Genomic DNA, 1,507 nt, shown 5'->3' with positions numbered 1-1,507 from the left:
CATTCCTCGACTCGGGAAACTGTGCTCCGCTCGACCAAAACTTGGTCGCTCCCGTGTATTCGATTCCTGTTCTTTGCAACCTGTCACGAGAATCGCTTGTCGAAGTTGCACTGGATGCGCGGGCGCTTGCCTGAATCACGTCAATAAATGCTCGCACCCGATCGCGCCGAGAGAGCGCCCGGCGATTTGGGCGCTCCGGGAAGAACCTGGCCTCCGACCCGGAATCGTTTGACTGTCGCTCCTTGGGGCGAACCCGCAGCGGATGACGTCGGTCCCGACCGGCCACGCCGGAACGGCGGGGCAATCAAAGGGGGAGTACATCGATCCGTACGAAACACTCGCCCACGCCGAGTGTCGTCGTCTATTTCGTGAGTGCCGATCTGATGCAGTGCCGATGGTCGGATGGCCCCCCGTAAGGTCTCGCACGCGCCGATCAAGTCGATGAGAGCGACGCGTTTGTACTCCCACGCCCGCTGCTCGAAGTCGAGTTCGGCGGCATGCTCGCGTCGGTATTCCGCGCCTGGTCGTTGACGCGGAGGGTGTACACGATAATCACCGCGGTCGATACGACTGGACTGCGTCGATGGATCGGATTCCGCCACGAGCACGATGACTGATCTTGTCAGTTCCCTCAGTGTCTCGGCACATCGCCAGATTCGTGCCGTGTCCGTCACCGAGGGGACGGCTGTCGGATCAGTTGTTTGGTAACGATTTGACATCCGGCGCGATGTGCCCAGTCAGCGCGCGGACTTCCTTCCGGCGTGCTTGAGCAAGCGCACCGCTTCTGGTCGGCGCGTCCAGATTGGGAGGTTCTCGAGAGTGCAGAGCAAGAAACTGCGTCGGCTATTAGCCGGCGCGAGCACGGTAGCGACCATAGCGGGTTTCGCCGCATCCTTCGGCGTGGGGGCGGCGTCGGCTGCGCCCGTGAGCCAGTCGACAACCGCCGGCCAGTTGCCGTTCATACGGACGGTCCAGGCCAGCATCCCGGCCGACACCACGACCACGCTGGCGGCCCCGGCAACGGCGACGAACGGTGCGCCGGTGGATCTGGTGGCGACGGTCAGCCCGACCCCGGACGGTGGCACCGTCCAGTTCATGGATGGCGGTACCCCGATCGGCGTACCGGTTGACGTCACCGGCGGCACGGCGACCCTGTCGCAGGCGTTCACCACCGACGGTGACCATCAGGTGACCGCGGTGTACAGCGGTACGGCTGAGTTCAACGGTTCCACGTCGGCGGCTGCCACGGTCGCGGTCAGCACCCCTGATGTTGCCACTGCCACCACGCTCTCGGTGCCGGCGACGGCGACCACCGGCGCGTCGGTGAACCTGACCGCGACGGTCTCGCCCGCACCCACCGGCGGCACCGTGCAGTTCCTCGACGGCGGTACCCCGATCGGCGCACCGGTTGACGTCACCGGCGGCACCGCGACGCTGAGCCAGGCTCGTCCACCGCGGGTTCGCACTCGATCACCGCGACCTTCAGTGGTGCTCCCGGGTCGTTCGT

The 1,507-nt window shown here is 65.3% G+C and carries 1 protein-coding gene; it reads left to right on the top strand.

Translation table 11 applies throughout. The features are described from left to right. Positions 1 to 924: 924 nt before the first annotated feature. A partial coding sequence (locus A8G08_RS16600; RefSeq protein ID WP_169823323.1) for an Ig-like domain-containing protein occupies positions 925 to 1,507 on the top strand: 583 nt, incomplete at its 3' end.

The organism is Aldersonia kunmingensis, from assembly GCF_001646865.1.
Classification (GTDB): Bacteria; Actinomycetota; Actinomycetes; order Mycobacteriales; family Mycobacteriaceae; genus Aldersonia; species Aldersonia kunmingensis.
This window is presented reverse-complemented; position numbering and strand designations above follow the sequence as displayed.